General features: G+C 59.7%; 18 protein-coding genes and 1 tRNA gene. 10 read left to right on the forward strand and 9 right to left on the reverse strand.

Features of this window, described 5'->3' with window-relative positions; all coding sequences use genetic code 11:
- Positions 1-40: 40 nt before the first annotated feature.
- From ACOI7Z_RS18035 to ACOI7Z_RS18045, 3 genes are all read right to left on the reverse strand, one after another.
- The gene (locus ACOI7Z_RS18035; RefSeq protein ID WP_420702433.1) at positions 41-1,378 is read right to left on the reverse strand and encodes a DNA methyltransferase; all 1,338 of its coding nucleotides are present in this window, start codon (positions 1,376-1,378) and stop codon (positions 41-43) included.
- A gap of 202 nt (positions 1,379-1,580) precedes the next feature.
- A complete protein-coding gene (locus ACOI7Z_RS18040) occupies positions 1,581-2,843 on the reverse strand; it encodes a tyrosine-type recombinase/integrase (RefSeq protein WP_087849749.1) in 1,263 nt (420 codons plus the stop codon).
- A 198-nt stretch (positions 2,844-3,041) separates the two neighbouring features.
- A tRNA-Leu gene (locus tag ACOI7Z_RS18045) sits at positions 3,042-3,126 on the reverse strand.
- Positions 3,127-3,718: 592 nt separating this feature from the next.
- Between ACOI7Z_RS18045 and ACOI7Z_RS18050 the strand changes: the two genes are divergently transcribed.
- The 8 genes from ACOI7Z_RS18050 to ACOI7Z_RS18085 all read left to right on the forward strand — a co-directional run bounded on the left by ACOI7Z_RS18050 (position 3,719) and on the right by ACOI7Z_RS18085 (position 12,105).
- Complete coding sequence (locus tag ACOI7Z_RS18050; RefSeq protein ID WP_087848683.1) at positions 3,719-4,399, forward strand: carbonic anhydrase; 681 nt, start codon at positions 3,719-3,721, stop codon at positions 4,397-4,399.
- The gene (locus ACOI7Z_RS18055) at positions 4,396-5,865 is read left to right on the forward strand and encodes a SulP family inorganic anion transporter (protein WP_087848682.1); all 1,470 of its coding nucleotides are present in this window, start codon (positions 4,396-4,398) and stop codon (positions 5,863-5,865) included. The genes ACOI7Z_RS18050 and ACOI7Z_RS18055 overlap by 4 nt, the downstream gene beginning before the upstream one ends.
- A gap of 111 nt (positions 5,866-5,976) precedes the next feature.
- The gene (gene ahr, locus ACOI7Z_RS18060; protein WP_004178400.1) at positions 5,977-6,996 is read left to right on the forward strand and encodes an NADPH-dependent aldehyde reductase Ahr; all 1,020 of its coding nucleotides are present in this window, start codon (positions 5,977-5,979) and stop codon (positions 6,994-6,996) included.
- Between the two features lie 130 nt (positions 6,997-7,126).
- A complete protein-coding gene (locus ACOI7Z_RS18065; protein ID WP_004146807.1) occupies positions 7,127-8,011 on the forward strand; it encodes a carbohydrate ABC transporter permease in 885 nt (294 codons plus the stop codon).
- Positions 8,001-8,888: a carbohydrate ABC transporter permease gene (locus ACOI7Z_RS18070; RefSeq protein WP_048294078.1), complete on the forward strand. Its 888-nt coding sequence runs from the start codon at positions 8,001-8,003 to the stop codon at positions 8,886-8,888. Before ACOI7Z_RS18065 ends, ACOI7Z_RS18070 begins: the two co-directional genes overlap by 11 nt.
- A gap of 10 nt (positions 8,889-8,898) precedes the next feature.
- Positions 8,899-9,723, forward strand: a complete 825-nt coding sequence (locus ACOI7Z_RS18075; protein WP_064155463.1) for a phosphodiesterase — start codon at positions 8,899-8,901, stop codon at positions 9,721-9,723.
- A gap of 5 nt (positions 9,724-9,728) precedes the next feature.
- Positions 9,729-10,802: an ABC transporter ATP-binding protein gene (locus tag ACOI7Z_RS18080; protein ID WP_065882694.1), complete on the forward strand. Its 1,074-nt coding sequence runs from the start codon at positions 9,729-9,731 to the stop codon at positions 10,800-10,802.
- Positions 10,795-12,105, forward strand: coding sequence for an ABC transporter substrate-binding protein (locus tag ACOI7Z_RS18085; RefSeq protein WP_087848681.1), 1,311 nt, complete (start codon positions 10,795-10,797; stop codon positions 12,103-12,105). The genes ACOI7Z_RS18080 and ACOI7Z_RS18085 overlap by 8 nt, the downstream gene beginning before the upstream one ends.
- A gap of 166 nt (positions 12,106-12,271) precedes the next feature.
- On the opposite strand, the gene iolE is transcribed toward ACOI7Z_RS18085, so the two are convergent.
- From iolE to iolD, 4 genes are read right to left on the reverse strand one after another with little or no spacing between them, the layout of a single operon-like run.
- Positions 12,272-13,171 carry a myo-inosose-2 dehydratase gene (gene iolE / locus ACOI7Z_RS18090; RefSeq protein ID WP_002886970.1) on the reverse strand — a complete coding sequence of 300 codons (900 nt, stop codon included), beginning with the start codon at positions 13,169-13,171 and terminating at the stop codon, positions 12,272-12,274.
- Between the two features lie 23 nt (positions 13,172-13,194).
- Complete coding sequence (locus tag ACOI7Z_RS18095) at positions 13,195-14,079, reverse strand: sugar phosphate isomerase/epimerase family protein (protein ID WP_004152193.1); 885 nt, start codon at positions 14,077-14,079, stop codon at positions 13,195-13,197.
- Between the two features lie 41 nt (positions 14,080-14,120).
- Complete coding sequence (locus tag ACOI7Z_RS18100; protein WP_032454672.1) at positions 14,121-15,134, reverse strand: Gfo/Idh/MocA family protein; 1,014 nt, start codon at positions 15,132-15,134, stop codon at positions 14,121-14,123.
- Positions 15,135-15,180: 46 nt separating this feature from the next.
- On the reverse strand, positions 15,181-17,121 hold the full coding sequence (gene iolD / locus ACOI7Z_RS18105; protein ID WP_087848680.1) for a 3D-(3,5/4)-trihydroxycyclohexane-1,2-dione acylhydrolase (decyclizing): 1,941 nt from the start codon (positions 17,119-17,121) through the stop codon (positions 15,181-15,183).
- A 505-nt stretch (positions 17,122-17,626) separates the two neighbouring features.
- Between iolD and ACOI7Z_RS18110 the strand changes: the two genes are divergently transcribed.
- A complete protein-coding gene (locus ACOI7Z_RS18110; RefSeq protein ID WP_087848679.1) occupies positions 17,627-19,540 on the forward strand; it encodes a bifunctional 5-dehydro-2-deoxygluconokinase/5-dehydro-2-deoxyphosphogluconate aldolase in 1,914 nt (637 codons plus the stop codon).
- 151 nt (positions 19,541-19,691) lie between these two features.
- Positions 19,692-20,549, forward strand: coding sequence for a MurR/RpiR family transcriptional regulator (locus ACOI7Z_RS18115; protein ID WP_004206536.1), 858 nt, complete (start codon positions 19,692-19,694; stop codon positions 20,547-20,549).
- Between the two features lie 1,613 nt (positions 20,550-22,162).
- Here ACOI7Z_RS18115 and iolB read toward each other — a convergent pair.
- Both iolB and ACOI7Z_RS18125 read right to left on the reverse strand, forming a co-directional pair.
- Positions 22,163-22,972, reverse strand: a complete 810-nt coding sequence (iolB, locus tag ACOI7Z_RS18120) for a 5-deoxy-glucuronate isomerase (RefSeq protein WP_023291777.1) — start codon at positions 22,970-22,972, stop codon at positions 22,163-22,165.
- A gap of 18 nt (positions 22,973-22,990) precedes the next feature.
- Positions 22,991-24,496 (reverse strand): CoA-acylating methylmalonate-semialdehyde dehydrogenase, encoded by a 1,506-nt coding sequence (locus tag ACOI7Z_RS18125; protein ID WP_023291776.1) that lies wholly within the window; start codon positions 24,494-24,496, stop codon positions 22,991-22,993.
- Between the last annotated feature and the right edge of the window lie 313 nt (positions 24,497-24,809).

The raw sequence follows: 24,809 nt of genomic DNA on the forward strand, positions 1-24,809 counted from the left end.
ACGTGATCTGATCCTTCAACTCAGCAAAAGTTCGATTTATTCAACAAAACCTTTTACCGGATGAACGCAACGGCAACGCTGGTGGTGCTGAACCAATATGTTCTTCCCACTGTTTATTTAACTGATGCTCTGCAAGCCACAGGGAAAGGCGGGCTATTTCGCAGGCAAAATCATCAATCTCAATGCCGTAAAACTGGTCGAGATGGATACCGCTCATAAAAATGGATTGTGGATCGCATTGCAAAAGAGCTTGAATCACGTCCATTTCCAAAAGACGTAGTTCTTTATAGGCGACAATCAAGAAGTTCCCTGAACCACACGCAGGATCAAAAACTTTCATTTTCCCCAGACGGAGAAGCAACCGTTTGAGACCATTCGTATTTGTGCGTTGTTTTTCAAGCTCTGAACGCAATGGTTCAAGAAATAATGGTTGTATAACCTTCATGATATTGCTGTATGAAGTGTAATGCTGTCCTAAACGGCTACGCTGCTCCACATCAATCACGGCCTGGAACATACTGCCGAAAATGTCAGGGTTAATCTCGCTCCAGTCCATTGCACTGCATTCAAGTAAGATACGTCTACCCTTCAACCCCAACTCTGGAACAGGCTCATCACTGTCAAATAAGCCACCATTAACATAAGGGAATGCGGTTAAATGAATCGGAAGTGACAGGCGTAATTTACTATTCGGTTTGCTGTTCATCACGGCAAAAAGGTCTGTCAGAAACTGATCTAAATCACTGCCATCTTCGGCGGTGTAGCTCTTAACTGAGGAAGTAAACTGACCTTTTTCAAAGATTCCTGTGTCTTCGGCAAAAAAGCAAAACAACAAACGAGTGAGGAAAACATTAAGAGCGTGAATATCTTCTGCTTTGCTTAAATCATTACGCTCCTTGATAAGATCAAACAGCTTTCCCATCTTCTCAGCGGCTTTTACATCGGCCGGGTTTTCACTATTGAGAATAGCCTTTTCCAACCCTACCAGCGGTAAGAAAAAACCGTAGTTACGTGGTAACTCTTCAAACTCAATATCGAGACGTTCCTGTGTCAGTGTGTCCAATGCTAAAAAGCGAACAAAATTTGTTACTAGAACAAAGCGGATCTTATTTTTTGCTACAGCAGAATCGGCAATACGTTGCTCAAAAGCAGATTCGAAATCATCAGTATCCGCCACTGGCTGGTAGTAAAGTTTATTTTTTAATGCAACGTGTCCTGGCTCTTTCGCAACATTACGCGTCCCACCTTGCCGAATCTGACTCAGGGTAGATTTAGGGAACTCAAAAGCAGTTAAAAAGCCGTAGATAAATTCGTCTTGCTCAGGGTTTTCAACCAGTTGTTCGAGATGTTCAAAAATTTTCGCCTGATTAACAGCCATTATTTTTCCTAAAAAATACAGTACCCGTAGAGGATGATGCACTCATTCTAACCGAAGAAAATTTTATCAAGTAGTTCCAATGCGTTACTTGGGGTGTATCAAAAAAATAAATAACTTTAGTCCTATGCCTGCCACCGCAAGGCGGCAGGCTTTGCTCAGAGTACTTAATCCTCAGCGGAAATTTATCCCAGGACAGCCGGTGCTACCATGTAGACTCTAGTTTCCCAAAATCAAACGGACTCACTGCCTTCTCCCGATTAGCATCAAGATAATCAGCCCACCATTGCAACATCAGCCTACGCTCCCCAAGATGCTCCGCCTTATGAATGTAAGCTGCTCGCACAGAGCTACGCTCCTGATGACTCATCTGCCGCTCCACCGCATCCCTCGACCACAGCCCCGACTCAATCAATGAGCTACAAGCCATCGTCCTGAAACCATGTCCACATACTTCTGTTTTTGTGTCATAACCCATCACTCGTAGAGCCTTGTTCACCGTGTTCTCACTCATGGGTTTACGCGGATCGTGATCTCCTACGAAGATCAGGTCACGGTTCCCATTCATGCTTTTGATCTTTTCCAAAATAGCCAGAGCCTGCCGCGACAAAGGAACAAGATGTGGAGTCCGCATCTTTGAACCACGCTGAGAATGTTTAACGCCTTCCAGCGGTTCACGCTCCCCTGGAATCGTCCACATGGCAGTATCAAAATCCACTTCTGACCAGCGGGCAAAACGCAGTTCGCTTGAACGGATGAAAACTAACAACGTGAGTTCGACAGCCAGTCGGGTTAACGGTCTGCCAGAGTAGTGATCGATGCGGTGAAGTAATTCAGGAATGCGGTTAAGTTCCAATGCAGCACGATGCTGTCTTTTCGCCGTAGCAACCGCACCGGCAATCTCTTGCGCGGGGTTATAGTCGATTAAGCCGCTCTGCACAGCAAAGCGCATAATCGCGGTAGTACGCTGTTGTAAACGGGCGGCAACTTCGAGTCGTCCGGATGATTCCACCGCCTTAATGGGTACAAGCAAATCTCGTGTCTTCAGCTCCGCAATGTTCCGCTTACCAATAGCAGCAAAGAGATTATCTTCAAGGCTTTTCAAAACACGGGTACTGTGCGATGCAGACCACTTCTGATTGCTGGCATGCCAGTCTCTGGCAACCAATTCAAACGTTATCGCATCTTGTTCATGCTCTACCTTAACGGCTTTCTTGTTCTCACTGGGATCGACACCATTAGCTAACAGCTTACGGGCTTCATCCCGGCGTGCCCTCGCATCCGCCAGCGAAACTTCAGGATATTTTCCCAATGCCAGCATTTTCTCTTTGCCGCCGAAGCGATAACGAAGCCGCCAGTATTTGGAGCCGTTAGGGTGAACCAGCAAAACCATGCCTTCACCGTCAGTAAGTTTATAGGCTTTAGCTTCAGGCTTAGCCGAACGAACCTTCACATCACTCAGAGCCATGATGAGTATCCTTTCAAGGGTTCTGTGTGGGTACAAACATTATCGAACCGGGATATACCCGCAGTTGTACCCGCATCAGTAAGTTGATGTAGATTGAATCAGGTTGACTTAGGTTGAGTGAAAAAGCGAGGAAAGCCTTGCGGATACTGGATTTCAGGCACAAAAAAAGACGTCCGTTGACGTCTATTGATGTTCCGATGGTGCCGAAGGCCGGACTCGAACCGGCACGTATTTCTACGGTTGATTTTGAATCAACTGCGTCTACCGATTTCGCCACTTCGGCACTGAAGGGGATGCGGAAACGTTCTGGATTATACCTGTCGGCGGCGGTCATGCAAGCGACAGCGTGTCGTCATTGCGCTAAGTGTTGAAAAAAACAGCGCTATCCTGCGCGGCGTCACCTTTTGCCGCCGTTCCATCGCGCGACGGCCACCAGCAACCCTCCTCTCCCCCTCCCGCAAACCCAACTCCACCTTCCAGCCATCAACCTTCTCCCCCAGCACTCCCAAACCCCACTCAAACTTATCTCAAATTTTTCTCACCTCACTCTCACCCGCATCCCCATCACAATCCATCTCTCCCCAAACAAATCCCCAAAATCCACTCCCCAACTATTCCCCCAACCCCACCCACCACCATTCCCATATATTCCAGAAAGTTTTAGCCAATACCTTTTTGTTATTCACTCGCTCCGCAGCAGAATATTAATTTCATCAATATTTTTATAACTTTACATTAATGAAAAGTTTTCTTTTTGCCGTTTATTCCAGGATTTTCCTCAGGCGTGAAGGGTTCCGGTAAACACTATTTTTACTAGTCGCTGTACGAGTCTTGATGGACATATTCACTCGATGAATTAACTCAGGAGAATACTTGTGACGACGTTAAAACCTTTGCTGGCCCGCAACCGCAGCTGGGCGCTGCAGAAGTGTCAGCATGACCCGGACTATTTCGAAAAATGGGTCGACGGGCAGCGGCCCCACTCGCTGTGGATCGGCTGCTCCGACAGCCGCGTTCCCGCCGAGGTGCTCACCGGCAGCCAGCCCGGCGAGCTCTTTGTCCACCGCAATATCGCCAACATGCTCGATCCCGCCGACGACAACGTCATGAGCGTCCTGCAGTATGCCCTCCACTACCTTGAGGTGGAGCGGGTGGTGCTCTGCGGCCACTACGGCTGCGGCGGCGTGCAGGCGGCGCTCTCTCTGCCCACCCTGCCGCTGGCGCAGGAATCCTCGGCGCTGGCTCGCCGCATCGGCCAGCTGCGCCACACCCTGCATCAAGAAATTGCGCAGATCGCCGATGGATGTGGTGTTGCGGCCTCCCCCGGTGTTGGCGCCAGCGCCAGCACCGATTCGGAGCCCTCTCGCCACGCGCTGGACGCCCTGGTGGAAGCCAACGTTCGCGCCCAGTTCGCCCGTCTGCTGGAGAGTGAACCGGTGCAGACGGTGCTCGCCAGCGGGCGGCCGCTCAGCCTGCACGGCTGCGTCTACGATCTGGCTTCCGGCCATTTAACCACCCTCGTCGAACACCTCTCACTGCAGGAGCACGCCCCATGAACACACTTCGTCAGGACTCCCTCGCCGGCATCGTCGTCTTCCTTGTCGCCCTGCCGCTGTGCCTCGGCATCGCCCAGGCCAGCGGCTTACCGCCCTTCGTTGGCCTGCTGACCGGCATCATCGGCGGCCTGGTCGTCACCGCCCTCAGCCCCTCCCGCTTCGCCGTCAGCGGCCCCGCCGCCGGACTGGTCACCATCGTCGTCGCCGCCATCGAATCCCTGGGTTCCTTCTCCGTCTTCCTGATGGCGCTGGTGCTGGCCGGCGTGCTGCAGCTGCTGTTCGGTATTCTGCGGGCCGGGCGTTTTATCTCGCTGGTTCCCGCCAGCGTCATCAAAGGCATGCTGGCGGCGATCGGCATCCTGCTGATTATGCAGCAGATCCCCGTCGCGCTCGGTACGGCGGAAGAGACCGGGCTTGCCGATGTGGTTCAGGGCAATGCCGCTTTCTCCGTCACTGCGATTGCCGTCGCCGCGGGCGGCCTGCTGGTGCTCTGGCTCTGGGGCTCGCCGCTTATCCGCCGGGTGAAGAGCCTGCGCTGGATCCCCGGGCCGCTGATCGCCGTCCTGCTCGGCTGCGTGACCACCCTGCTGCTGACCCATTTTGCGCCGCAGCAGCTGGTCGCTCTGCCGCGGATTACCCTGCCGGCGTTCGGCAGCCTCGGCGACCTGCTGGGCGAGCTGGAGTCTCCGGCGTGGAGCGCGTGGCGCAATCCGTCGGTGTGGGTGGTGGCGGTGACCCTGGCGCTGGTCGCCAGCCTCGAAACCCTGCTCAGCCAGGAGGCGCTGAAAAAGCTGCGCCCGCAAAATCCGCCCCCTTCGCCGAACCGCGAAATGGTCGCCCAGGGCGTCGGCAACCTGCTCTCCGGCGTGCTGGGGGCGATGCCGATCACCGCGGTGATCGTCCGCAGCTCGGTGAACGTCAGCAACGGCGCGCAGAGCAAACTGTCGATCTTTATCCACGGCGTGCTGCTGTTGATCTGCGGCCTGTGGTTCAGCGGCCTGCTGACCCTGATCCCGCTCGCCAGCCTCGCCGCCGTGCTGCTCTATACCGGCTATAAGCTGGCGACGCCGCGGCTGTTCATCGAGCAGTTCCGCCAGGGGGCGGCGCAGTACGTCCCCTTCCTCGCCACCATCGGCGGGATTATCGCCTTCGGCATGCTGGCGGGGATAGGGATTGGTCTTGCCACCCAGATGGCGTTCAGCCTCTGGCGCAGCCATCGCCACTCGCTGCAGCTGGCGCGCTACGATGACCACTACGTGCTGCGCATCCAGCAGAATCTGACCTTTATGCACAATCCGCATCTGCTGGCCCTGCTGGCGAAAATTCCGGAAAAGAGCGTGGTGATCGTCGAGCACGACAGCGTCGGCTATCTCGACCCGGACGTGCAGGCGGTGCTGGATGATTTTGCCGAGAACGCCCCGCAGCGCGGCATCCGCCTTAATCAGTGGCCGCTGGCCAGCCGCTGACCTTAACGGGCGGCTGGTCCGCCCGCTTCGCGACCCCTCCGATTGCCAAGCGCCGGGGAATACCATGCTCTACACTTTCTGGGTTATCACGCCAACCCCAAGGAAATAAACATGAGCATCATTAAAAGCTACGCCGCCAAAGAAGCGGGCGCCGATCTGTCGCTGTGGGAATACGATGCCGGCGAGCTGCAGCCGGAAGATGTCGAAGTTGAGGTTGAATACTGCGGGATCTGCCATTCGGATCTGTCGATGATCGACAACGAATGGGGGATGTCGAGCTACCCGCTGGTGGCCGGTCACGAGGTGATTGGCCGGGTGGCGGCGCTGGGCAGCGCGGCGCAGGATAAAGGGCTGAAGATTGGCCAGAAGGTCGGCATCGGCTGGACGGCGCGCAGCTGCGGCCATTGCGACGCCTGCATCAGCGGCAACCAGATCAACTGTCTGGAAGGCTCGGTGCCGACCATTCTCAACCGCGGCGGCTTCGCCAATAAGCTGCGCGCCGACTGGCAGTGGGTGATCCCCCTGCCGGAGAGCATCGATCTGGCGTCCGCCGGCCCGATGCTGTGCGGCGGCATCACCGTCTTTAAACCGCTGCTGACCCACCACGTCACCGCCACCAGCCGCGTCGGGGTGATCGGCATCGGCGGCCTCGGCCATATCGCCATTAAGCTGCTGCGGGCGATGGGCGCGGAAGTGACCGCCTTCAGCTCCAACCCGGCCAAAGAGCAGGAAGTGCTGGCGATGGGCGCCGATCGCGTGGTGAACAGCCGCGATCCGGAAGCCTTAAAGGCGCTGGCCGGTCAGTTCGACCTGATCATCAACACCGTCGCCGTCGACCTCGACTGGCAGCCGTACTTTGAAGCGCTGGCGTACGGCGGCAACTTCCACACCGTCGGCGCGGTAATGAAGCCGTTCCCGGTGCCGGCCTTTACCCTTATCGGCGGCGACCGCAGCATCTCCGGCTCGGCGACCGGTAACCCGTCCGAACTGCGCACGCTGATGAAGTTCGCCGGGCGCAGCAAGGTGGCCCCGACCACCGAGCTGTTCCCGATGTCGCAGATTAACGAAGCGCTGAAGCACGTTCGCGAAGGCAAAGCCCGCTACCGCGCGGTGCTGAAAGCCGACTTCTGATGGTTCTCTCCCGCCGGGCGGCCCGCTCGCCCGGCGTTTTTCCCGTCGCTTCATCAAACCGTCATCTCCCCGCCATGCCTCTGTAGTCATTGCTTCCCACAATCCGGGCTTCGATAAATGGCTGAACGAGATGCGCGTCACCATGAGAAAGACCTGGCTTCCCTGGCTGATCCTGTCGCCTTCCCTGCTGTTTTTACTGCTGTTTACCTGGTTCCCGCTGGGGCGTTCGGTGTATGACAGCCTGTTTGATACCCGCATGGCCAGCGACGGCGCGCAGTACGTCGGGCTGGATAATTTCGCCCGCCTGTTTGCCGATAACGTCTTCTGGCAGTCGCTGGGCAATAACCTGCTCTATATCCTGCTGACGGTGGTGCCCGGGGTGACCCTCGCCCTGCTGCTGGCGGTCGCCCTGAGCGAGAACCATCGCGTCAACCGCTGGCTGCGCACAGCCTTTTTCTTCCCGATGATTATCCCGATGGTCAGCGCCGCCGCGCTGTGGCTGTTTATCTTTATGCCCGGCCTCGGCCTGCTCGACCACTATCTGGCGAAGCTGTTCGGGCCGATGAACAACAACTGGCTGGGGCGCAGCAACAGCGCGCTGCTGGCCCTGGCGCTGATCGGCGTATGGAAGTTCGCTGGCTACTACATGCTGTTTTTCCTCGCCGGGCTGCAGAGCATTCCGGCCTCGACGCGGGAAGCGGCGCTGATGGAGGGGGCTACCCGCACGCAGGTCTTTTTTAAGGTTACGCTACCGCTGCTGCGCCCGACCCTGAGCTTTGTGATCACCACCGCGCTGATCTACTCCATCACCCAGATCGACCACGTGGCGGTGATGACCCGCGGCGGGCCGGACAACGCCACCACCGTGCTGCTCTATTACATCCAGAATCTCGCCTGGGATACCCATGACCTCGGTAAAGCCTCCGCCGCCACCTTCCTGACCCTGGCCGGGCTGTTCGCCTTCTCGCTGATTAACCTGAAACTGCTGGAGAAAGGAGCCCACTATGAGCGCTGACATCTCGCCGCTGCTGGTCCGCACGCCCGCCGCCGCCCGTCCGCTGTGGCTGCGCCTGCGCCGCTCGTCGCCCTTTACGCTGACGGTATTAATGTGCTGCCTGGCGCTGCTGTGGATCAGCCCGTTTATCTGGATGCTGGCCACCTCGTTCAGCGCCACCACCTTCGGGGAAGATATGGCCTCGCTGCTGCCGCGCCTGCCGCTGACCCTCGATAACTTCCGCGACGCCTGGAACAGCGCCGACTGGCTGAGCCTGTACGCCAACACCCTTATCTTCACCTTCGGCACCTTCTTCGTGCAGCTGTTGACCATCACCACCGCCGGGTACGTCTTCGCCTGCCACGAGTTTCGCGGCAAGCAGACGCTGTTTCTCCTGTTCCTGGTGCAGCTGATGATCATGCCGGTAGTGATGATGGTGCCGAACATGCTGACCCTGAAAACCTTCGGCCTGCTCAACACCCTCACCGGGGTGATGATGCCCTACTTCACCTCGGCGTTCGGCGTGTTCCTGATGCGTCAGGCGTTTCTCGCCATTCCGAAAGAGCTGGAGGAGGCGGCGCTGATGGAGGGCTGCCGCTGGTGGCAGGTGCTGTTCCGCGTGCTGCTGCCGATGTCCTGGCCGTCGGTGCTGGCCTTCGCCACCGTCAGCATTACCTACCACTGGAACGAATACCTGTGGCCGCTGATGATGCTCAACGATCCCGATAAGCAGGTGCTGACCGTCGGGCTGGTCTCCTTCGCCATGGGCGCCGAATCCGGCGGCCAGTGGGGCACCATCGGCGCCGGCACGCTGATGGTCTGTCTGCCGCTGATGCTGGCGTTCATCCTTTTTCAGAAACAGTTCCTGCGGAGCTTCGGCTTCTCCGGGATCAAATAAGGAGTGATTCATGCTGTTAGCGCACATTTCCGATACCCATTTCCGCAGCCGCGGCGAAAAGCTGTACGGCTTTATCGACGTCAACGCCGCCAACGCCGAGGTGGTCTCCCAGCTTAACGCGCTGCGCGAGCGCCCGGACGCGGTGGTGGTGAGCGGGGATATCGTCAACTGCGGCCGCCCGGCGGAGTATCAGGTGGCCCGCCAGATCCTCGGCAGCCTGAACTATCCGCTGTATCTGATCCCCGGCAACCACGACGACAAAGCCCATTTTCTGGAGCATCTTCACCCGCTGTGCCCGCAGCTGGGCAACGATGCGCAAAATATGCGCTATGCGGTGGATGACTTCGCCACCCGCCTGCTGTTTATCGACTCCAGCCGCGCCGGCACCTCGAAGGGCTGGCTGACCGACGAGACCATCGGCTGGCTGGAAGCCCAGCTGTTCGAGGGCGGCGACAAACCGGCAACGGTGTTTATGCACCACCCGCCGCTGCCGCTGGGCAATGCGCAGATGGACCCGATCGCCTGCGAAAACGGCCACCGTTTGCTGGCGCTGGTGGAGCGTTTCCCGTCGCTGACGCGCATCTTCTGCGGCCACAACCACAGCCTGACCATGACCCAGTATCGCCAGGCGCTGATCTCCACTATCCCCGGCACCGTCCATCAGGTGCCGTACTGCCACGAAGACACCCGGCCCTATTACGACCTTTCTCCGGCCTCGTGTCTGATGCACCGCCAGGTCGGCGAGCAGTGGGTGAGCTACCAGCACTCGCTGGCCCACTACGCCGGGCCGTGGCTGTACGACGAAAACATCAGTTGCCCAACGGAAGAGCGCTAACCGCCATGCTCAGTCTGCAAAACATCAGTAAACGTTTCGACGGCAAGCCGGCGCTCAGCGCCCTGTCGCTGGATATTCACGAAGGCGAATTCGTGGTGCTGGTCGGCCCGTCGGGCTGCGGGAAAAGCACCCTGCTGCGCCTGCTCGCCGGCCTGGAGCCGGTCAGCGAAGGCCAAATCTGGCTGCATGATGAGAACATCACCGCCACCACGCCGCGCGAGCGCAACTTCGCGATGATCTTCCAGAACTATGCCCTGTTTCCGCATCTGTCGGTGCGCGACAACATCACCTTCGGCATGAAGGTGCGCAAGGAAGAGAAAAGCAGCTGGCAGCCGCGGGTGGACAACGTGGCGCAGATGCTGCAGCTGGAGGCGCTGCTCGATCGCAAACCGGCGAAGCTCTCCGGCGGCCAGCGCCAGCGGGTGGCGATGGCCCGGGCGATTGTGCGTAATCCGCGGCTGTTCCTGATGGACGAGCCGCTCTCCAACCTCGACGCCCGCCTGCGCAGCGAAGTGCGCGACAGCATTATGGCGCTCCATCAGCAGCTGAAAACCAGCACCATCTATGTGACCCACGACCAGACCGAGGCGATGTCGATGGCCGACCGCATCGTGGTGATGAACGGCGGCCACGTGCAGCAGGTCGGGCGCCCGGAGTATCTCTACGCCAACCCGGCCAACCTGTTCGTCGCCGGATTTATCGGTTCGCCGGCGATGAACCTGCTGTCGCTGCCCTGCGCCAACGGTGAAGTACTGTTGGGAGAACAGCGTCATCCGCTGCCGCCGCGCCACCGGGATCAGACCCGCGTCTGGCTGGGCATTCGCCCGGAACATATTACCGACCGCGTGGAGGAGGGCCATCTGCGCCTGCCGGCCACCGTTCTGCAACGAGAACTGATGGGGGCCGACTACCTGCTCCACGTCAGCACCCCGATCGGCACCCTGCGCTTTAGCCGCCGCCACCGCGGCACGGTGCCGGAGAAAGGCGAGTCGCTACCGATCGGCTTCTCGCCTGGCGATGTGCATCTTTTTCATGCTGAGACCCAGCATAATTTACTGATGGAGTGTAATCATGTTTAAACCTCTTACGGTAGTCGCGGTTAGCCTCAGCCTCGCCCTGAGCGGCGCGGCGCTGGCGAAAGAGAAAATAGACTTCATGTTCCCGGCGCCGGTAGACGGCAAGCTGACCATGGAGATGACCCGCGTCATTAAGCAATTCAACGACTCCCAGCAGGATGTGGATGTGCGCGGGATCTTCACCGGCAACTACGACACCACCAAGATCAAAGCCGAATCGGCGCAGAAGGCCGGCCAGCCGCCGGCGCTGGTGATCATGTCCGCCAACTTCACCACCGATCTGGCGCTGAAGGATGAGATCCTGCCGATGGATGAGCTGTTTAAATATGGCGATCAACAGGCCGGCGATTTTCTGCAAAAGGAATTCTGGCCCGCGATGCATAAGAACGCCCAGGTGATGGGCACCACTTATGCGATCCCGTTCCATAACTCGACGCCGATCCTCTACTACAACAAGACGATGTTCGATCGGGCCGGGATCAAACAGCCGCCGCAGACCTGGGCCGAGCTGCTGGCCGATGCCAAAAAGCTGACCGACGAGAGCACCGGCCAGTGGGGTATCATGCTGCCGTCGACCAACGACGACTACGGCGGCTGGATCTTCTCGGCGCTGGTGCGCGCCAACGGCGGGAAATACTTTAACGAAGACTATCCGGGCGAAGTTTATTACAACTCGCCGACCGCCATCGGCGCCCTGCGCTTCTGGCAGGATCTGATCTACAAGGACAAGGTGATGCCGTCCGGAGTGCTGAACTCGAAGCAGATCAGCGCTGCGTTCTTCTCCGGCAAGCTCGGGATGGCGATGCTCAGCACCGGCGCGCTGGGCTTTATGCGCGAGAACAGCAAAGACTTTGAGCTTGGGGTGGCGATGCTGCCGGCCAAAGAGCAGCGCGCGGTGCCGATCGGCGGCGCCAGCCTGGTGAGCTTTAAAGGCATCAACGAGGCGCAGAAGAAAGCGGCGTATCAGTTCCTGACCTATCTGGTGAGCCCCGACGTGAACGGCGCGTGGAGCCGCTTTACCGGCTACTTCTCGCCGCGCAAGGCGTCATACGATACGCCGGAGATGAAGGCCTATCTGCAGCAGGATCCGCGGGCGGCGATCGCGCTTGAGCAGCTGAAGTACGCCCATCCGTGGTACTCCACCTGGGAGACCGTGGCGGTGCGTAAGGCGATGGAGAACCAGCTGGCGGCGGTGGTTAACGATGCCAAAGTGACGCCGGAAGCGGCGGTTCAGGCGGCGCAGAAGGAAGCCGACGCGCTGATGAAACCTTATGTGGATAAAACCGCGCTGGCGGAAGTGAAGTGACGCTTTACCCGTCATTGTCCCCCTCACCCCGGCCCTCTCCCTGAGAGAAAGGGGACAGTCCGGCGCCGGGGTTAAGATCCAGTCAGGCGGTTTGCAAGCGGGAACAGGGATTGAGAAAGGAAAAAAAGCAGGCCATACCCGGTATGGCCTGAAAATGTCACAACGATTAGATCCCTGCCGTTTCGCGGATATATTTGCGCGCTTTTACGGCGTATTCGAAAGGATTGGCCAGGGCAGGATCCTGCTCGGCTTCCACCACCATCCAGCCTTTATAGCCAAAGTCGTCCAGCAGCTTGAACACCGGACGGAAATCGATCACCCCATCGCCCGGGACGGTGAAGGTGCCTTTTTTCACGCCGTCGAGGAACGACAGGCCGTCGCGGCGCACCTGGTCGATCACCGGCGGGCGGACGTCCTTCAGGTGAACGTGGTTGATGCGCGGCAGATACTTTTTGAGGATCGCCAGCATCGGCGCTTCGCCGCCTTCGGAGTACCAGGCGTGGCCGGTGTCGAACAGCAGGAAGACGCGCTCGTCCACCAGCGACATAAACTTGTCGATTTCCGCAGTGGTCTGGATGCCGGTGCCCATGTGGTGGTGCAGACAGACCTGCATCCCCTTCTCCGCCGCCAGGCGACCAAGGGTGTTGTAGCCTTCCGCCACCCGCTGCCACTCTTCGTCGCTGAAGCACGGCTTCGCATCGCCGAGGATCGGTTTATCCAGCCCCTGGATGCTGCCGCTCTGCTCCGAGCAGCCAATCACTTTCGCGCCCATCGCATGAAGGAAGTTCATGTGATTGACGAATTCATCAATGGTTTTTTCCCGCTGGCCGTTAGCGAAAAAGGTGCTGAACCAGGCGTTGCAGATCTGAATGCCGCGGATGTCCAGCATCGGCTTGAGAACCGCCGGATCGCGCGGATATTTGCTGCCGACTTCACTGCCGGTAAAGCCGGCCAGCGCCATTTCGCTGACGATCTGCTGGAAAGTGTTTTCGCTGCCGAGCTCCGGCATATCATCGTTAGTCCAGCCGATCGGGGCGATAGCCAGTTTGACGTTATCTTTGTTCATAGTAGGGCTCCTGCCGCTGCGCCTTACCGGCGCAGCAATTCACGTTCAATAAGTTCACGGGTTTCCACTGCCTGGTATTTCATTTTTTCCGGGTAGCCAAACAGCGAGGTGGCGACAATCGGCTCCCCGCCGACCTTGAAGGTCTGCTCGGCGAATTTCATTTCGCGCAGGGTGCGGAACAGCGCGTCGAAATCCACATCCCCTTCCCCGACGCCTACGTGCTGGTGCACCACGGCATCCACGCCCGGCGGGTTAACGATATAGCGGCAATGTTTCGTATGATTGCGGGTATCCGCAATCAGGACATGGGAGAGATCGCTCCCGGCATAGCGCAGCATGCTCGCCACGTCGCCGACGCCTTTGTCGTAGAAAAAGGTGTGCGGCACGCTGTAGACGTACTTCACGTTATCGCTGCGGAACGACTTCACGATATCGACGGTTTCATTGTTCTCTTCGCAGAAATCCCAGGGATGCGCCTGGATCTCCACGCGGATGCCTTCCCGCTCAAAAATCGGCAACAGCTCTTCCATCGAGCGATAGAACATTTCATCGCAGATCTCAGGCTGATTCGGATCGCCGGAGAACTCGGTGTTGATCACCTGAACGCCCATCTCCACCGCAATTTCCACCAGCCGTTTCCAGTTTTTCACCGCCGCCTGGCGGCGCAGTTCGTCCGGGCCGGACCAGCGGTAGACGCAGATAAACGACGACAGCTCAAGGCCGGTATCGCGCAGCGCCTGCTTGTACTCGGCCATGATCTCCCGGCTGGCGCGCGGGTGCTTGTAGAACGGGTTTATCTGCGGGTGCGGCGACTGTTCAATGTACTTGTAGCCCCACTCCGCTACCTGATGGACCATGCGGGTGATCCCGAGGTCCTTAATCACATCCACATCAAAGGCAATTTTCATCGTCGTTACCTGTGCAAAGAAGTTCCGTCGGCAAAGCGTGCTTAACGTTTGTAGAATGCCGGGCACTCAGGCAGCGTCACCTCAACCGGCTCGCTGGTTCCCTGCGCTTTAATGCAGGCGTCCGCCGCTACCGACGCCGCGTAGCCGTCCCAGGCCGACGGGCCGTGCAGCTGACCGGCTTTGACGTCGTTGATAAAGGCCTGCAGCTCGACGTCGTAGGCTTTGATAAAGCGGTCTTTCCAGTCGGTCAGAATAGCGGTCGACAGGCTGGCGGACTTGCGCATCTGGACGGCAGACGGCTCCGGCAGACGGGCAATCCCGGTCTCGCCGACCACTTCGCACTGGATGTCATACCCGTACTGGCAGTTCACGAACACCTCGACGTCGATCAGGGTGCCTTTTTTGGTTTCAAAGGAGACGATCTGCGGATCTTTCAGGCGCGCATGGGTGTGCGAGGTGGAGCGCGGGAAGCGCACCTGCACGGAACGGTAGTCATCGTTCAGCAGCCAGCGCAGCACGTCCAGCTCGTGGATCAGGGTGTTGGTGATCGCCATATCGGTGGTGTAGTTCTCGCCAACCGCCTGGTTGCGGTGGGCGCAGCGCAGCATCAGCGGCGCGCCGATATCGCCATCGTCGATCACTTTTTTCAGCGCCAGATAGCCTTCGTCGTATGGGCGCATAAAGCCAACCTGCACCAGGCGACGGCCGGCCTTCATTTCAGCATCGACGATACGGCGGCAGCCTTCCGCAGACATCGCCAGCGGTTTTTCGCAGAACACCGGCTTACCGGCGGCAATGGCGGCCAGGGTGTACTCTTCGTGGGTCGGGTCCCATGAGGTGACCAGGATGGCATCGACATCGCTGGCGTTAATCACGTCGTGGCCGTCGGCGTAGACTTCCGCCTGCACGCCCGGCAGCGCAACCGCCGCGCGGGCGTTGTCGGCATTGATATCAGACACCGCCACAACGGTGGCGCCCTGCAGAACCTGGGTGCAGCGACGGATGTGTTCTTTACCGATAGCGCCAGCGCCGATGACACCTAATTTGAGCGACATAATGGTTTTCTCCGTAAGTCTGTAGGATTCAGGGTGGATGTTCGTTTTAGTAATCACGCGCCTGGGCGCGCTTTTCATTAATCATTTGCGCAACTTTGCGGATCCGCTCTGAGAGCGCCGTCTGGGCGACCCCGACGTTCCACCAGCTGCCGTATTTGTGCACCATGGTCTTCGGCAGCACTTTAATATCAATCAGGGTGCTGACCGTTTCGCGGCGGGCGGCGTCCAGCGCGTGGCGCAGTTCGTCCAGGGTGGTGACGCGCCAGGTTTTGCAGCCGTAGCCGGCGGCGATGGTGGCGAAGTCCACCGGCACCAGACCGCCCTGCAGCTGGCCGGTTTCCGGCTGGCGGTAGCGGAACTCGGTACCGAAGCTGTCCATCCCGTGCTCCATCTGCAGGTTGTTGATGCAGCCGTTGGCCATGTTGTCGAACAGCACGACGTTGATCTTCGCCCGCTCCTGCAGGGAGGTGACCAGTTCAGAGTGGAGCATCATGAACGAGCCATCGCCGACCAGGGAGTAGACTTCGCTCTGCGGCTGCGCCAGCTTCACCCCCAGCGCGGCGTTGACCTCATATCCCATGCAGGAGTAGCCGTACTCCACGTGATAGGTGTTTTCCGCGCGGTTACGCCAGACGCGCTGCAGATCGCCGGGCAGGCTGCCCGCCGCCGCGACGATCACCGCCTCGGCCGGCAGCGTTTCATTCAGCACCCCGAGGACGCTGCTCTGGGTCAGGGTGGAGTCGGTGATCTGGCGGAACTCGCGATATACCGATTCGCGATCGAGATGATCGTCGATCTCCGGCACAAAGGATTTCTCCTGCCACACCGCCTGGTACACGCGCTGGGTCTCTTTTAACTGACGGCTCTGCACGCTCTCGATCTGCGCGCCCCAGCCGGCCTGCCAGCCGCTGTCCACCAGCGCCGCGTCGAGGGCGGTCATCGCTTCCCGGGCGTCCGCCAGCATGGCTATGCCGTCCAGCTTCCAGGCGTCGAAGTTGCTGACGTTAATATTCAGGAAACGCACCTCCGGGTGCTGGAAGATCCATTTCGAGGCGGTGGTAAAATCGCTGAAACGGGTGCCGACGCCGATCACCAGGTCGGCCTCTTTCGCCAGCAGGTTCGCCGCCAGACAGCCCGTCTCGCCGACACCGCCGACGTTCAGGGGGTGAGAAGAGACCACCGTCCCCTTCCCGGCCTGGGTTTCGGCAAAAGGCACTCCGTAGCGCTCGGCGAAACGGGACAGCGCTTCGCCCGCGCCGGAGTATTTCACCCCGCCGCCGCAGACGATCAGCGGTTTACGGCTGGCTTTGATGGCCGCCACGGCGTCCGCCAGCTGCGCGGCGCTGGCCGGGCGGCGATCGAGACGGTGTACGCGACGCGCAAAGAAGGATTCCGGGTAGTCCCAGGCTTCGCCCTGCACATCCTGCGGCAGGCACAGCGTCACCGCGCCGGTTTCCGCCGGGTCGGTCAGGACGCGCATGGCATTGATGCAGGCGCTCATCAGCTGTTCCGGGCGGGTAATGCGGTCCCAGTATTTGCTGACCGCGCGGAAGGCGTCATTGGTGCTGATGCTGAGATCGTAGCTCTGTTCAATCTGCTGGAGCACCGGGTCCGGCTGGCGGGTGGCGAAGACATCGCCCGGCAGCAGTAGCAGCGGAATGCGGTTGGCGCTGGCGGTGCCGGCGGCGGTGATCATGTTGGCCGCCCCCGGGCCGATGGAGGAGGTGCAGGCGATAATCTGCCGGCGCAGGGCCTGGCGGGCAAAACCGGTGGCCGCATGGGCCATCCCCTGCTCGTTGCGCCCCTGATAGACGCGCATGTCGCCGCTATCCTGCTCCAGCGCCTGCCCCAGCCCCAGGACGTTGCCATGGCCGAAAATCGCAAAAATGCCTTTCACGAACTTCAGCTCTTCGCCATCCACTTCCAGGTACTGGTTATCGAGGAACTTCACCAGCGCCTGCGCCGTTGTCAGTCTCAGTTTGCCCATGTTGCACAATCCTTATTGTTCAGTATTTGTGTGTGGCGTCGCGCCGATGCCGCCGGGGCCGTCGTTCACGTCACTGGAATACCTGTGGATTATAGGCAAACATTTTTTTCATTAAATACAAATACAGAAGAAATATTTCATTTTGCGAGAAGGATCAAACTCTCTACCCATTTCATACGTTTCACTTACATTCCTGACACGTTTTCGGGCGCTTTTTGGCGGCGCCAGACGGCAATATCCCCTTAAAAATCATAGGTAAATGGCTGTCGTTTGGCGTTTCATTTTTCTCCGGGTCGACAGAGGGGGCGATCCGCGCTAACGCGAGGCTCAGTGCGGCAGAGTGGTAGATCCCTCACACTTTTGGTTTTTTAATTTCGAACGAGTTTGCAAATGAAATATTTATTTCTCAAACTAAGGGTAACCAATAACCCTCAGGCTGTTCACGGAGTCGACGTCGGGATCCCGACCCTTCCAGGCAGCAGACACCAAAAAGGAAATCCTAGCTATGAATGCAGCAGTAAAGCGGCTCGACGTCATCTGTATAGGTCGGGTGGCCGTCGACCTCTATGCCCAGCAGATCGGTTCGCGGCTAGAAGACGTTGCCAGTTTCTCGAAATATCTGGGCGGCTCCTCCGGCAACGTGGCCTTTGGCACCGCGATTCAGGGGCTGAAATCGGCCATGCTGGCGCGCGTTGGCGATGAACACAACGGCCGTTTCCTACGTGAAACGCTCAACCGCGCCGGGGTGGATACCGAGTATCTGATTACCGACAAATCCCGCCTGACCGCGCTGGTGATGCTGGGGATCAAGGATCAGGAGACCTTCCCTCTGATTTTCTACCGCGATAACTGCGCCGATATGGCCTTAACGCCTGACGACATCAGCGAGGAGTATATTGCCTCCTCCCGGGCGCTGGCGGTGACCGGCACCCACCTGTCGCACGCCAACACCCGCGCCGCGGTGCTGAAGGCGCTGGAGTACGCTCGCCGTCACGGACTGCGTACCGCGCTGGATATCGATTACCGTCCGGTGCTGTGGGGGCTCACCTCGCTCGGCGATGGCGAAACCCGTTTCATTGAGTCCGGGCCGGTCACCAGCCAGCTGCAGGAAGTGCTGCATCTGTTCGATTTGGTGGTGGGAACCGAAGAAGAGTTTCATATTGCCGGGGGCAGCACCGATACCCTGACCGCGTTAAAAAATGTGCGCCATGCCACCAAAGCCACCCTCGTCTGCAAGCGCGGACCGATGGGCTGCGTGGTGCTGGAAGGCGACATCCCGGACAGCTGGGACCAGGTGCCGCTGCAGCAGGGCGTGCGCGTGGAAGTGCTCAACGTGCTGGGCGCCGGAGATGCCTTTATGTCGGGCCTGCTGCGCGGCTGGCTTAACGACGAGGGCTGGGAGCAGGCTTGCCGTTACGCCAACGCCTGCGGGGCGCTGGTGGTCTCCCGCCACGGCTGCGCGCCGGCGATGCCGACCAAAGTCGAACTCGATGACTACCTGCAGCGCGCCGAATCGGTGCCGCGCCCGGACGTCGACGAGCGCCTCAACCATCTGCACCGGGTGACCAGCCGCCGCCAGCAGTGGCCGGAGCTATGCATTTTCGCCTTCGACCATCGCAAACAGCTGGCCGACCTGGCGCGGGAGACCGGGCGCGATGAAGCCTGCATTCCGCAGCTCAAGCTGCTGTTGTTGGCCGCGGCCGAAGCGGCGGCGCAGCAGGCGGGTCTTGACCAGCGCAGCGGCATTCTGGCCGATGGCACCTACGGCCAGCGTGCGCTGAACGCCATTACCGGCAAGGGCTGGTGGATCGGGCGCCCTATCGAACTGCCCAGCTCGCGCCCGCTGCGTCTGGAGCATGGCAACATCGGCTCGCAGCTGATCGACTGGCCGCTGGAGCATGTCGTCAAATGTCTGGTCTTCTATCACCCGGACGACCCGGCGACGCTGCGAGAAGAGCAGGACGCTCTGCTGCTCGAGGTGTGGCAGGCCTGTAACAAATCAGGCCACGAGCTGCTGCTGGAGGTGATCCTCCCGGAAAATGGCCCGGACAAAGACGAGCGCCATTACCACACCATGCTGGAGCACTTCTATCAGCTGGGGATCAAGCCGGACTGGTGGAAGCTGCCGCCGCTCTCCAGCGCCAGCTGGCAGCAGATCACCGCCCTTATCGAGCGCGAAGATCCGTGGAGCCGCGGGATCCTGATCCTCGGCCTCGACGCGCCTTCCGACAAACTGCGCGCCGGTTTCGCCGAGGCGGCCGCACACCCGATGATCAAAGGTTTCGCCGTCGGGCGCACCATCTTTGGCCAGCCGTCGCGGCGCTGGATGCAGGGCGAGCTCAGCGATGAGGCGCTGATAGAGGAAGTGAAACGCAACTACCTGACGCTCATTGGCTACTGGCGCGAAGCCCGCCGCTGATCCCCCAACGCCCGTCTCCGTCACCTTGCGGAGCGGGCGTTTTTCTGTTTCTTCGTGAAATGAATCGCGTATTTCGTCGCAATAAATGAAAAATTCGCTTCATTTGGTACACTGGAAGCCATATTCCTTCCATTTTCTCAGAGCGCACTCTATGGCCAATAACCCAACACAGCTGACCATCCTGCAGGATGAAATCAGGCGTCGGTACGATACGTTAAGCAAACGTCTGAAACAGGTCGCCCGCTATATCCTTGATAACAGCAATAGCGTGGCTTTCGATACCGTGGCCTCCATTGCGCAACAGGCGGATGTTCCCCCTTCCACGTTGATTCGTTTTGCCAACGCCTTCGGCTTCAGCGGCTTTAACGAAATGAAACAGATGTTCAAGCAGCATTTGATGGAAGAGACCGCCAACTATACCGAGCGTGCCCGTCTGTTCCGCCAGACCACCAGCGATGAGTCCAGCCCGCCGGAAACGCCGACGGAAATCCTCAATATGTTCACAATGGTGAACAACCAGGCGCTGCAGCAGCTGGCGATGCAGACCTCCAGCGATGAGCTGGAGCGCGCGGTGGCCCTGTTGGGCGAGGCGGAAAATATCTACGTCATTGGCCTGCGCCGGTCGTTCAGCGTCGCCTCCTATCTGACCTATGCGCTGCGCCACCTCGATCGCAAAGCCTTTCTGATCGACGGCCTCGGCGGCATGTTCACCGAACAGCTGAGTCTGGTCGGCCCGAAAGACGTGGTGGTGGCGGTGAGCTTCTCGCCGTACGCCCGGGAAGTGGTCGAGCTGGTGGAGCTGGGCGCGCAGCGCAAAGCGCGGCAGATCGCCATTACCGACAGCCAGGTCAGCCCGCTGGCGGCCTTCAGCGATGTCTGCTTTGTGGTGCGGGAAGCGCAGGTGGATGGCTTCCGCTCGCAGGTTGCTTCCCTGTGCCTGGCCCAGACGCTGGCGGTTTCGCTGGCGCTGAACAGCAGTCAGGAGTCCGAGGCCAAGCAGAAGGCGTGAGATAGGCCGCCTGGCGTCGGTTGCGCGGCGGAGCGGGATAAGCCTGCGGGGGGACCCCGTAGGCCGGATAAGCGTAGTCGTTGTGGGCCGGATAAGGCGAAGCCGCCATCCGGCACAAAGGAGGTTGCGTGCCAGCGCTCATCGCCCGGCGGCGCTGCGCTTGCCGGGCCTGGGGTATATGCGCCTGCGGGTCGCCGTAGACACTGTTTTCGGTTTGCAACTTCCCCGGCCAGACAACGCGTTTATCACGTGTAACTTCAGTGAAATTTGCGCTCCCGGTTAATTTTCTGCGTTATGCCTGGCATGGCGCAGGGAGCGCACAGGGGGCGGCCAGTCGCCGCCGCCCCCTGTACCCCCGGGCTCCGGCCAGCAAAATCGCCGCTGCGCGGTACCTTCGACTTATCCCTGCAGGCTTCGGGTCGGGCCGAGGCAGCGTCCGTGCAAAACACGGCCCTCAGCCCGCATCCATGCGGGCTGCCCCGGCCTTCCGGGAGCGTCTCAGCGATTTTGAGGCCGTCAGCACCGGCAGTTTCAGTCGCGCAAGTGGGTAAATCAAGGACAGGTCGCACGAACCCTCCAGGCCGGGTCAGGCGCAGCCGCCACCAGGCAACACCACGGATACCGTGACTGATATCTTGCCCGGCGGCGCTGCGCTTGCCGGGCCTACGAGGTATGAGCCTGTGAGAGGCCCCCCGTAGGCCGGATAAGCGTAGCGCCATCCGGCACAAGACGGGTATGGCGCCGGAGGTGTCCTGCCCGGCGGCGCTGCGCTTGCCGGGCGTGTGATATATGCGCCTGCGGGTCGCCGTAGACACTGTTTTCGGTTTGCAACTTTCCCGGCCAGACAAAGCGTTTATCACGTGTAACTTCAGTGAAATTTGCGCTCCCGGTTAATTTTCTGCGTTATGCCTGGCATGGCGCAGGGAGCGCACAGGGGGCGGCCAGTCGCCGCCGCCCCCTGTACCCCCGGGCTCCGGCCAGCAAAATCGCCGCTGCGCGGTACCTTCGACTTATCCCTGCAGGCTTCGGGTCGGGCCGAGGCAGCGTCCGTGCAAAACACGGCCCTCAGCCCGCATCCATGCGGGCTGCCCCGGCCTTCCGGGAACGTCTCAGCGATTTTGAGGCCGTCAGCACCGGCAGTTTCAGTCGCGCAAGTGGGTAAATCAAGGACAGGTCGCACGAACCCTCCAGGCCGGGTCAGGCGCAGCCGCCACCTGGCAACATGACGGGTATCGAGCCTGATATCTTGCCCGGTGGCGCTGCGCTTACCGGGCCTACGAGGTATGAGCCTGTGAGAGGACCCCGTAGGCCGGATAAGCGTAGCGCCATCCTGCATAAAAACGGCGACGGTGTTTGCGGTGTCCTGCCCGGTGGCGCTGCGCTTGCCAGGCCTACGAGGTATGAGCCAGTGAGAGGACCCCGTAGGCCGGATAAGCGTAGCGCCATCCGGCACAGCCACGGGTACGGTGCCTGACTGCCCGGCGACGCTGCGCTTGCCGGGCCTGGGGGTGGGATTCCGCGGACCCTTTCGCTAAAAAACACCCGCAGCCCATAGACAAGAAGGCCGGTTAGCATCGCTAACCGGCCTTTTTTATCGGCGTCTGCGCGTCACGTTAGTCGTGGCGCGGATATTCCGGGGTGTTGATCCAGGCGTGGTCCTCTTCCCAGGTGAACAGCCATTTCCGATCCGGCCCGGCCATGACGTTCAGATAGTAGCTGTCGTAACCGGCAATCGCCGCCACCGGATGGTAACCGCGCGGCACCATCACCACATCGTGGTTATAGGGCGCCATGCAGGCGTCCAGGCTGCGGTCGTCGGTGTAGACCCGCTGGAAGGCAAAGCCCTGCGGCGGATCGAAGCGGTGATAGTAGGTCTCTTCCAGCTGCGTCTCTTTGCCCGGCTGGGCGGTATCGTGCTTATGCGACGGCCACGAGCTGGTGGCCCCTTCGTCGGTGTAGACCTCGACCACCAGCAGGCAATCCGCCTCGGCGCTGTCCGGCAGAATATTATGCACCCGGCGCTGGTTGCGCCCTTTCCCGCGGTGCTCCACGCCGACGTCTTCCGGCCGAATCAGGCGTGCCGGGAAGCTGCCTTTGCCCGGCGCGCTGCACACCGCCAGCTCCAGATCGGAATCGGCGGTCACCTCGACCCGATCCTGCGGCGGCACGTATACCGACCACGGCGGGGTACGTTCAAACGGCGACATCCGTTTACCGAGATTCGGGAAATCGGCCTGCTGCGTTTTCACCGACGCCAGGCCAGCAACCAGCACCAGGCACAGCTCGCGATCGCCGCTCTCCAGCGTCACAGTCTGCCCTTTTTTCAACATCCAGACATCAAAGCCGATATAGCGCCAACCGGCGCTTTGCGGCGTAATATGCTGGATCTGTCCCTCTTTTCGCGATTTAGCCAGTAACGACATGGCGCTCTCCTTCGCCGATTAACCTAAGGTCGGCATGCTGAATTCAGATACGGTCTGCTGCCCTGCCGGCCAGCGTACGGTGGCGGTCTTCATGCGCGTGTAGAAGCGCACGCCATCCGGCCCGTGGACGTTCAGCGCGCCAAACACTGAGCGCTTCCAGCCGCCGAAGCTGTGGAACGCCATCGGCACCGGGACCGGCACGTTCACCCCGACCATCCCCGCCTGCACGTCGTGGACGAATTCACGCGCGGTGTGGCCGTTGCTGGTGAAGACGGCGCTGCCGTTGCCAAACTCGTGGCTGTTGACCAGTTCAAGGGCGCTGTCATAGTCCGCCGCGCGTACAATCCCCAGCACCGGGCCAAAGATCTCTTCGCGCCAGATGGTCATCTCCGGGGTGACGTGATCGAACAGGGTGCCGCCGATATAATAGCCCGCGTCGTAGCCCGGCACGCGCAGTTTGCGGCCATCGACCACCAGTTTTGCCCCTTCGCTTTCGCCTTTATCAATATAGCCGAGCACTTTTTTCTGGTGAGTATCAGAAACCACCGGCCCCATCTCGTTCTCTTCCTGGCCGCGCATGCAGCCCGGGCCCACTTTCAGCGCTTCCACCAGCGGCTTCAGGCGAGCGATCAGTTTGTCGGCGGTTTCATCTCCCACCGCCACCACCACCGGCAGCGCCATGCAGCGCTCGCCTGCGGAACCGAAGGCGCCGCCCATAATGGCGTTAACGGTGGCGTCGAGATCGGCATCCGGCATCACTATCGCGTGGTTTTTGGCGGCGCCGAAGGCCTGCACGCGCTTGCCGTGGGCGCTGGCGGTCTTATAGATATACTCCGCCACGCCGGAGGAGCCGACGAAGCTCACCGCCGCAATGCGCGGGTCAGTGTACAGCTGCTCGGCATCTTCATTGCTGCAGTGCACGACGTTAAACACGCCGTCCGGCAGACCGGCCTCTTTCAGCAGCTCTGCCAGACGCACGGCGGCCGTCGGCGCCAGCGCCGGCGGCTTGAGGACGAAGCTGTTGCCGCAGGCCAGCGCCAGCGGGAACATCCACATCGGCACCATCGCCGGGAAGTTGAACGGGGTGATCCCGGCCACCACGCCCAGCGGCTGCATCAGCGAGTAGCTGTCGACGCCGGTGCCGACGTCAGAGGAGTATTCGCCTTTAATCAGGTGCGGGATCCCGCAGGCGAATTCGACCACTTCCATGCCGCGGGTCAGCTCGCCCAGCGCATCCGACCACACTTTGCCGTGCTCGCTGACGATGATCCCCGCCAGCTCTTCCACGTGCTGCTCCAGCAACATTTTAAAGTTGAACAGCACGCGGGCGCGGCGCAGCGGCGTGGTGCGAGACCAGCTGTCAAACGCATCGCGAGCAACCTGAATCGCCTCAGAGACTTCCTGCGCGGTCGATACCGTGACTTCGCGCACCGCTTTGCCCGTCGCCGGATCGTACACCGGCATCGTTTCGTTGCTGCTGCTGATAACGGTTTTCCCGCCAATAAAGTTTCCTGTGATCGTCATGTTCTCGCCTCATAGTGAAGAGGGCCAGCGCACGCCGGCCCGTCGCTGATTCTGCTGTGCTATAACCGTAGTAAAATGAAATTTATATTTCAACATTGTTGTGAAATGAAATTCCATTTTGGTGATAACAGTCGCATTTTGCGATCACGCATCGCTTACGCGCTTTCCCCATCGAGCCGCGCCGCCTCGCGATACCTGGCTCCCGGTCCCGGTCGCTCCCGCCGCGAAAGCAGGGAATATTTTGCGAGGCAGCTCAAACAATCATCATTTTCATTCTTGCTTATTTTGGAATAAACGTTTTGACTGTTAGCCA

The organism is Klebsiella sp. C283 (assembly GCF_048822555.1).
Lineage (GTDB): Bacteria > Pseudomonadota > Gammaproteobacteria > Enterobacterales > Enterobacteriaceae > Klebsiella > Klebsiella quasipneumoniae.

Excerpts from the sequence above, each read along its gene's own strand:
- iolB (WP_023291777.1), bottom strand. The coding sequence starts at position 22,972 with ATGTCGTTACTGGCTAAATCGCGAAAAGAGGGACAGATCCAGCATATT.
- ACOI7Z_RS18115 (WP_004206536.1), top strand. The coding sequence starts at position 19,692 with ATGGCCAATAACCCAACACAGCTGACCATCCTGCAGGATGAAATCAGG.
- iolD (WP_087848680.1), bottom strand. The coding sequence starts at position 17,121 with ATGGGCAAACTGAGACTGACAACGGCGCAGGCGCTGGTGAAGTTCCTC.
- ACOI7Z_RS18075 (WP_064155463.1), top strand. The coding sequence starts at position 8,899 with ATGCTGTTAGCGCACATTTCCGATACCCATTTCCGCAGCCGCGGCGAA.
- iolE (WP_002886970.1), bottom strand. The coding sequence starts at position 13,171 with ATGAACAAAGATAACGTCAAACTGGCTATCGCCCCGATCGGCTGGACT.
- ACOI7Z_RS18040 (WP_087849749.1), bottom strand. The coding sequence starts at position 2,843 with ATGGCTCTGAGTGATGTGAAGGTTCGTTCGGCTAAGCCTGAAGCTAAA.
- ACOI7Z_RS18100 (WP_032454672.1), bottom strand. The coding sequence starts at position 15,134 with ATGTCGCTCAAATTAGGTGTCATCGGCGCTGGCGCTATCGGTAAAGAA.
- ACOI7Z_RS18095 (WP_004152193.1), bottom strand. The coding sequence starts at position 14,079 with ATGAAAATTGCCTTTGATGTGGATGTGATTAAGGACCTCGGGATCACC.
- ACOI7Z_RS18055 (WP_087848682.1), top strand. The coding sequence starts at position 4,396 with ATGAACACACTTCGTCAGGACTCCCTCGCCGGCATCGTCGTCTTCCTT.
- ahr (WP_004178400.1), top strand. The coding sequence starts at position 5,977 with ATGAGCATCATTAAAAGCTACGCCGCCAAAGAAGCGGGCGCCGATCTG.
- ACOI7Z_RS18110 (WP_087848679.1), top strand. The coding sequence starts at position 17,627 with ATGAATGCAGCAGTAAAGCGGCTCGACGTCATCTGTATAGGTCGGGTG.
- ACOI7Z_RS18125 (WP_023291776.1), bottom strand. The coding sequence starts at position 24,496 with ATGACGATCACAGGAAACTTTATTGGCGGGAAAACCGTTATCAGCAGC.
- ACOI7Z_RS18085 (WP_087848681.1), top strand. The coding sequence starts at position 10,795 with ATGTTTAAACCTCTTACGGTAGTCGCGGTTAGCCTCAGCCTCGCCCTG.
- ACOI7Z_RS18080 (WP_065882694.1), top strand. The coding sequence starts at position 9,729 with ATGCTCAGTCTGCAAAACATCAGTAAACGTTTCGACGGCAAGCCGGCG.
- ACOI7Z_RS18065 (WP_004146807.1), top strand. The coding sequence starts at position 7,127 with ATGCGCGTCACCATGAGAAAGACCTGGCTTCCCTGGCTGATCCTGTCG.
- ACOI7Z_RS18070 (WP_048294078.1), top strand. The coding sequence starts at position 8,001 with ATGAGCGCTGACATCTCGCCGCTGCTGGTCCGCACGCCCGCCGCCGCC.
- ACOI7Z_RS18035 (WP_420702433.1), bottom strand. The coding sequence starts at position 1,378 with ATGGCTGTTAATCAGGCGAAAATTTTTGAACATCTCGAACAACTGGTT.